The sequence below is a fragment of the Pseudomonas sp. 05N433 genome (genome assembly GCF_056396925.1).
Genome location: NZ_JBFTML010000103.1, coordinates 1 through 7,982 on the forward strand (window position 1 = coordinate 1; position 7,982 = coordinate 7,982).

The following is a 7,982-nucleotide window of genomic DNA, read 5'->3' on the forward strand; positions in this document are numbered from 1 at the left end:
ACCATCAGCAGCATTCACGCTACGACGTTGCCGGGCAACTCAAGCAAGTGACACTGCAAATCAATGCCAGCGACTCCGCTCAGGACATCCTCAAGAACGCGCAGTACAACGCCGCCGGCCAGGTCATCGAGCAACGACTCGGCAACGGCATGACCAGAACCTGGATCTACGACCAGGCGGATGGTCGGCTGACACGCATGAAGGCTGGAGTGCCTGGCCAGAACCTGCGGCAAGATCTGGAATATGACTATGACAAGGTCGGTAACGTACTGAGCATAAAGGATCACACCTTCAATCCGGTGTTCTTGGCCAACCAGTACATTGATGGAGCCCGCGAATTCATATATGACCCCCTGTACCGGTTGGTCAGCGCCACCGGTCATGATAGCCCCCCGCCGTCCAGCATGCCGGGGAGGCCGCTGCCCAACGACCCCAACAACTTCCTGAAGTACACACAAACCTTCGAGTACGATACAGGCAACAACCTGATCAAGATTACTCATAGCCGCGCGGTACGCGGTTACACCCATCGGATGCGCATTGATCCGTCCAGCAACCGTGGCGTGCGCTGGAAAGAAGGGGATCCTGAACCCGATTTTTCAAAGCTGTTTGACCGCCATGGCAATCTCCAGGCCTTGCAACCGGGCCAGGCGTTGCAATGGAACAGCCATGATGAGCTGGCCTCCATCACGCTGATCGAGCGCGAAAATGGCCTCCACGATACGGAAACCTTTCGCTACAGCAATGGCGTACGTGTCTATAAACGCCACGAAACCCATACATCATCGACCAGCCATTTCCACGAAGTACGCTACCTTCCCGGATTGGAAATACGCTGCCGCGACACGGGTGAAGAGCTGCACGTCATCACCTTGCCGAACGTAATAGGCAACGTACGCTGCCTGCATTGGCTCCGGGGTAAACCGGAAGACATTGATGCCAATCAGGTGCGCTACTGCCTCGACGACAGCCTGGGTTCCAGCCTCATCGAGCTCGATCAAGCGGGCCGCCTGATCAGTCACGAGGACTATTATCCCTTCGGCGGCACGGCCTCGCTGAGAGCGGATTCGGTGCGGGAAGTCAGTTATAAAACCATCCGCTATTCGGGCAAGGAGCGGGATGACAGCGGACTTTACTACTACGGACGGCGTTATTTCGCGTCGTGGTTGCAACGCTGGATCAGTGCCGACCCGGCGGGAACAGTGGACGGGTTGAATCTGTATGAGATGGTGGGTAGTAACCCGATGAGTTTTGTCGATAGGCTTGGGCTTACCAAAGGAGCCGCGCTTAACCAGAGGGTAAGTGCCCGAACCACCGCCATGCTTGAGGTGCCGCGCACTCATCCGGTGCCTAAAGTGAAAGGCTCCGCGACAAAACAACTGGCTGCAAGCGAAGAACACTTTAAGACACATCCAGATGCGCGGTTCTCAAAAACGTTTAGATCCGAGGTCGCTGTCGCACATGCGGGAGTAGCGATTGAAGGCTCAACACCTGACGATGCCATTTACATCACCGACTTTTTCAATATCCCTTTGGAAAGAAATGTAACGCTCACTAAAGCCAAACATGGCGTAGAGATGCACAGACAGGCGGATGATAGCCTCGGTAGAGACAATCCGGTCACAGGTGGCATCCTGAGATTCACCGACCCTGATCGATATACGGAATATTTGAGCAACCGGTATATCGAGCGAATCAAAGATCCTGCGCTTCCTGTAAAAATCTACCGAGGGACGACATCTGAAACGATTGACCTGGCCGGCATAGAGTATGAACAAACGCCACTTCACCCGCTGATAAAGAACCGTATTCAAGGTCATATAGCGGCAAGCGAAGGTGACCTGCCCCAATCCAGTGGACTCCCTGCCGCCCACGCAGAAGTTCAAGCGGCCAATCTGGCGCTTTATATCCAGAAAGCGCAGACCGGGACAACCGACCCGGCGCTCATTCAAGTGGTGACGCAAAAACTACAAGGGGCGATAGCAGCGCAGGCCTTTCCCGCTTGTTTCAACTGCACCCATATCTTGCTTGAGTCCTACGACAATACATCAGCCTTTGATGTCTTGACGGGGAGAACGGCGACGACTYGGTCCCAGTGGAACAGCGCGATAGTGGAATACCGGTAGGGCAATATCCTTCTGGAGCCAAACACGCTAACGGCCCCAAAAAAACCGGTCTGTGCGCAACGACAGACCGGTCGCGTGATGCGATGCGGTACCGTGCAGGCTATGCGGCCTTTTTCCACGCCTGCGCTGTCAGCGTCCTCAATAATCCCTTACGCCCCTCGGCCAACTCAAGAAGTTCGCGCTCATATACCTGCTGTGAGACGGTGCCCGCCAAATGCCGATTGAGCAGCTCCTCTGAGCGAGCATTAAACGCCGTCGAATTCTGTGCGAATGCTTGCGCATGGCGACTCTTCAGGTACTTGCACCAAAACCGCTGCTCAATCATCCGGTTCACCAGCCCCTCACCCGCCTCAAGCGTCAAAACCGATTCATGCGCCTGATCTATCTGCGCATCACTGACCTCGGCCATCTCCCGGAACAACATGCCCCGAGATTGCCATGGCAGATCAAGCCGATCCGCCAGACCGGTCTGAAACGCCAGATAAACTTCCACTTCGTCGATGGTACCGGTGATGTCCCCGTCTTCATCGACCGCCATAAAGCTTTCACCGGCCTGCAATCGGCTCTGGACAGTGGCGCGCGCGATTTCATTGACCTGATCCAGACGGGACTTGCCCTTCGCCAACCTGATCAGGCTGGTTTCGATCTGCTCAGGGCTGCCGGCCAGATACGCTTCGTGAACCAGTACTTTGAACCCCATTTCATTGAAAATCTGCGCACCGGCGTCGGCGCATGAATCAGGGTTGCTCGCCATGCGAAACAGTTCTTCGCGCAGCGGGGTATCCTGGGCAGCGGCATCGAGCAGGCGCCACACTCGTTGTGTCAGCTCCGGGCGACTGGCTTCTTCGACGTAATCGGCTGAGTCGGCGAGTTGCTCCAGCACCTCGAAAAACCCCTGGGCATTCGGCTCCCCTTCAAGCTCATCCCACAACGTTTGCCTGCTTTGTCGTTCTGCGCCAGACAAACCTTCCAGCCAGTACACACTGGTTTCCTCGCCTTTGGGCGGGTAACTGCGTGCCGGGTCATACCCTACAGAACGCATATAGCTCTGAAATTGTTCACGACCTTGATCAGACAACCGATCGCGGCTCAAGCGGGTGCGGGCAACAAGCCGTGCCTGCTCCGAACCGGGTGTCACTTGGGGGACCTGTTCGATCGGATTGCCCTGCAGATCCAGTTCAAAGGCGCGCGGTCGCGGCAGCGTGAGCAGGCCGGTGGGCCACTCCGTGATACCGGTATCGTGCAAATCCAACAGGTGGAGTTCAGCCATCCGGCTGACATCCGGCTGCTGCGACAGCGCCGGGTTACCGGCCAGTCTCAGTGTTTGCAGACGAGTCAGACCAGCCAGATCCGCCACACTGTCAGCGGTCAGCGTCAGTTGGTTATTGGACAGGTTCAGATGCTCGAGCACCGGCAGACTTTCTTGCAAGCGAGGGGCGGCGACCAGCGCGTTATCACTCAAATCCAGCGCCCTCAAGTTGGAAAAATAACGAAGAAAACCGGTGATATCGGTACGCAGTTCGACATGGCGGAACTGTAGCGAACTGACATGCCGGAAATCAGCATTCAATGCTGGCAGATACTCCAGAAAATCACTCGTCCAGTGAAAATTCAGATCCAGGGCGTAGCCGTCCGGCCCCGAAGTTTGTGCAGCCTGCCAGCATTGCTTGATCGCCTTGGCAAAACGTCCCTTGTGGTAGCGTTGATCCATGGGCAGAAGCTCGCCTCTCTCGATCGCCACCCAGCTATCCAGGGCTTTGGTCAGTTCCTCGAACTCCAATTCCCGTTCGCCGATGCCCCGCAACGCCTGAGTCTGCGAGCCGGATGAGCGGACAAAATCGGCAAACGTATCCGCACTCGCCTGCGGGTACAGCACCTTGAACCGATCCTCCAGACTCAAGGTCCCTCCTGTACCGAGCAGAGGCTCATTGATCCGTGCATACCCCTGAACGGCTCCGCGCAAACGGGTTGCGGCCGCGGTGTCCATTACATGTCGAATGGAGGGATCCGGGAGAATTTCGCGCAACGCCGCATGCGTCAGCGGTGCGTTCTGTAATGTCTGTCGCAACTGGATGCCCTGGCCGATTTCGTGGCCCAGTTTTCTGCGCGCGGCGTCAGGCAAGGCTTGTAACAGGGCGGTATAGAAATCGTCGGCGCCATGCAGCGTATTACCCTCTTCGTCATGGGACTGAAAGGTGTTTTCCATGGTTCGCACCAGCACTTTGCGAATGGACGCGTGTTCCGGCCCGATATTGTCGAGCAGCGGTCCCTCGAATGACTGGTTGCGAATTTCGATGCGCACCTCGGGCGACCAGCCTGGCAGGCGCTCGAGGCTGTGCAACGCCAGCCGACTGGTATCCAGATTCGCGCTTGAGGGCAAATAAAGCCCCTCGTACGCCCGAACAATCCGCCATTCGCGCATCGCCGTGCGGACCTCCTGCCGCAGACGAAACGGCAAATGCTGTCGATCGCTCATCTGTCTTTGTTCCGCCTCGGTGATACCGACCAGCAGCTCATCCATGATGGCACCCGGCAATTGAGGAAACTCACTACGCAACCATCCAACGTGCGCCGCAACGTCGGGGCCGACAGGTGCTTCATCAAGGCTGAAACGAGCATCCACCAACGTCGTTTCTTGCTCACTGGCCGCCGTGGCGATGAGCGCACGCAGTCTGGCCGCCCGCACATCCAGGGCGATGATTCCATTGCCAAACGCTTCATCCAGCAGCGTCTTGACCTCCTGTTCCTGCAGTTGGGAGAGCATCGTTGCGGCCAGATCGTGGTAACCGGTCTGCCCGGATCTGACCTTGATGATCGATTCGCCCAGGTCTGGCGAAGATTGCCAGAGCACCTTGTCTTGCGCATCGAGCCACTGCACGGTGCGGTTCTTGGGCCATTTGCGATGACCCGTCAGCAGTTTCAGTTGAGTCTGCACATCGGCCTGACCATACACCTGCGGGTCACGGCTACTTATTCGCTCGATGAAAGTTTTAACCTCCTGGTCAGCGGTAAAACGCTTGATGGTTGCCACCAGCAACGCCGGCGGCCGCTCATGCTCGACATGTAGTTTGCGCAATACCGCGTCGTCAACACCGCTGACGATCCGGATCTGCTCCAGGGTTTGATCGGAAAACGAATCGACGCGATGTCCCAGGCGTCGCATCAGGGTGACGCCCTGCCAGGTCTGAGGGCGCTCAGCCTCATGCGCCCACGCACCAACGCCATTGTGTACAAGACGGGGGGCATAGGCGTCGCCCCGACGGGGATGCTGGATGCGGTACTGATCCGATCCAGGATCAGGCTCAATCACAAACTGCGTGCCATCGAGCGGCAGCACCTCCTGTCCGGAATGTCGATAAATGCCCTTTTCATCCAGCCGGACAGACTCATCAAGGGTAATCGACTGTGCGTAGCGCTGCAGATCCGCGTCCCATAACCGCGACCTGCCATCGCTCTTTTCTACGACCCTCATGCCCTCGATAAAGGGCGACGACTTGAGCGGCAACAGGGTGCCCACTACTTTGCCTCCTACCGCGAATGCACCCAACTGGATCAGACTTTCAGCCACGCCGATCAAATGCCCGGCAGCTTCGCTTCTCTGTCCCTCTGACCACTCGACAATCCCTTCGAACGTTTCATCAAGCAGTTGATAGGCGGTATAGGCCAGCATCAGCTCGCCAAGTAACGGTACAAAGAGCGTCGCCACAAAAGTGGCCGCTTCAAGAACGACCGCGGCGACCTTTTGAAAACTATCCCAACGCGCCCAACGAGTTTTTTCATCTTCATCGCCAGTGGGAACCGCCATCGCCCGAGCGTCATTGAGGATCTTGTTCAGTTTCTGGTGAAAGTCACGGGTCCAGAAGTCACCGCTGTTTCGCAGATAGGTCATCCGCAAATCAGGATTGATATTCGGCTCCTCACGCCACGCCGGCTTTTGTTCAAACGGCAAGGATGCATGCCATTGAATGCTTGAAAGCCGGTTATTGAGCTGGAAAAAGAAGGTGCCTCGCTGTTGATGAGGGACAAACCGGCTGAAAAAGCGCTGATACTCAGGCGAGCGTAATTGTGAGATCAGTTCTCTATGGAAGCTGGCCAGGGAGGGGTATTGTTTGACCGGATGTTCCGGATCATGGGGGACATAGGCGATGACTTGTTCAATCTGACGGCTGCTATCGAGGTCCGCCGCAATCAGAACAATGCCTGTCAGGGCCGTATCCATCATCCTCAACTCGTAACAGTGCATGGGTTGGCCCTGCAAAGTCAGTGCTTGATGCCCCGCAACCAGATTCAACAGCATCCGGTGAGTATCGTGATCGATGTCTTGTTTCATGAGCGCCAGAACACTGGCCGCACGCAACGCATCCTGTTGGCTGGCCTGTACTTTATGTTGTAACACCGCCCTTGCCACCGGGTTGGTGAACCCCATGAATGCCTTCAGGTAAGCTTGGTATCGAGCCCCGATATCCAGTTCACGACACAGCGCTGCAAAGGCCTCGACAGACAGTTTATGTTTGATCGGCACGACGTCGAATTGCCCGGAAGCGGAAGGCTTCGTAATGAAGTCGCTCGCCCTGTCGAAATAACCCGCTCGGGTTTCTTTAACTTCGAAGTTATGCAGCGAGGCCTCAAGCAGTGACAGCGTCCGCACATCAAACCCGACGACAATGCCCTTGGGGCAGTAAAGCCGCAGGTAGGTCGCTTTGACATCCAGGGTAATGCCGTATTTATCTTTCAGCGCAGTGATTAAAAGCTGTTCTGCGAACGTTTCGACTTCCTGAATTTTGTTCAGGGTTTTATCAGTTTCGTTTTGTGATACCCAACTGTCCTCAAACGCCCTTTTCATCTCACCACGTAATTGCGCCGACGCCATGTCATACCAGGGCATGGCAGGTCCAACATTCTGTTTTAAAGCGGTGCGATTTTCTGCACGGGTGCTCAATAGCCAGTCTGGAATAGACTTGGCAATAAAAGGTATGTGCGGACTCTGAGTCATAGACTCAGGAAGTGAACGCTGCGTAGATTCAGCAGCCGTTAGAGCATCAAACATAATGACGAGTCATCCATGACTTATTAGAGGTATGAGACTACCCGAATTTCTTTATTCGATTTTCCTCCCTCTATTTCAAGGTATTAACCAAAAAACCCATAATCCCCGTTACCCGGTCTCCCCGGTCGACACGCGACAAAACTGAACGCCCTCCGGGCCTGAGCCTATCCTGCTAATCGACACATTCTCTCGATGAATCGGGGGGGGTTATGAAAAAAAAGCCTGAATGACGCTATTTGCGTGTTATCTGCCGCTTTCTCCCTTGCTCTGTGAGCGTGTCTCTACGATTCTTCAAGAACAACGACAACACCCGAGAAGCCGTCATGAAAACCGTCGCCCAGTTGCTCAAGTTAAAGGCCCAACAGAATCAGGCAGTCCACACCATTGCGCCTCATCAAATGGTGCTGGAAGCGCTGATGGTGATGGCCGCCAAAAACGTCGGCGCGTTACCGGTCCTCAAAGACGGAAAGGTCGTCGGCATCATCAGTGAGCGGGACTATGCGCGCAAACTGGTGCTCAAGGGGCGCTCCTCCGTCGGCACACCGGTCAGCGACATCATGGTGTCGCCGGTGATCACCGTGGACACCCATCAAACCGTCGAAACCTGCATGGGCATCATGTCCGACAAACGCCTGCGGCATTTGCCGGTGGTGGAGGACGGTGAGCTGATGGGCTTGCTGTCGATCGGCGACCTGGTCAAGGAAGCCATTGCCGAACAGGCTGAACTGATTCGGCAGCTGGAGCAGTACATTCGCGGCGAGTGATTGCACACTGTGCGAGGGGGCTTTTGTGGCGAGGGGGCTTGCCCC

General features: G+C 55.9%; 3 protein-coding genes. 2 read left to right on the plus strand and 1 reads right to left on the minus strand.

Annotated features, from left to right (window positions below):
• Positions 1-2,126 (plus strand): RHS repeat-associated core domain-containing protein (locus tag AC1DIS_RS29520; protein ID WP_477781275.1); only part of this gene is annotated, 2,126 nt, incomplete at its 5' end.
• A gap of 100 nt (positions 2,127-2,226) precedes the next feature.
• On the opposite strand, the gene AC1DIS_RS29525 is transcribed toward AC1DIS_RS29520, so the two are convergent.
• Complete coding sequence (locus tag AC1DIS_RS29525; protein WP_477745525.1) at positions 2,227-7,173, minus strand: NEL-type E3 ubiquitin ligase domain-containing protein; 4,947 nt, start codon at positions 7,171-7,173, stop codon at positions 2,227-2,229.
• Positions 7,174-7,496: 323 nt separating this feature from the next.
• Between AC1DIS_RS29525 and AC1DIS_RS29530 the strand changes: the two genes are divergently transcribed.
• Positions 7,497-7,937 carry a CBS domain-containing protein gene (locus tag AC1DIS_RS29530; protein ID WP_007939416.1) on the plus strand — a complete coding sequence of 147 codons (441 nt, stop codon included), beginning with the start codon at positions 7,497-7,499 and terminating at the stop codon, positions 7,935-7,937.
• Positions 7,938-7,982: the final 45 nt, after the last annotated feature.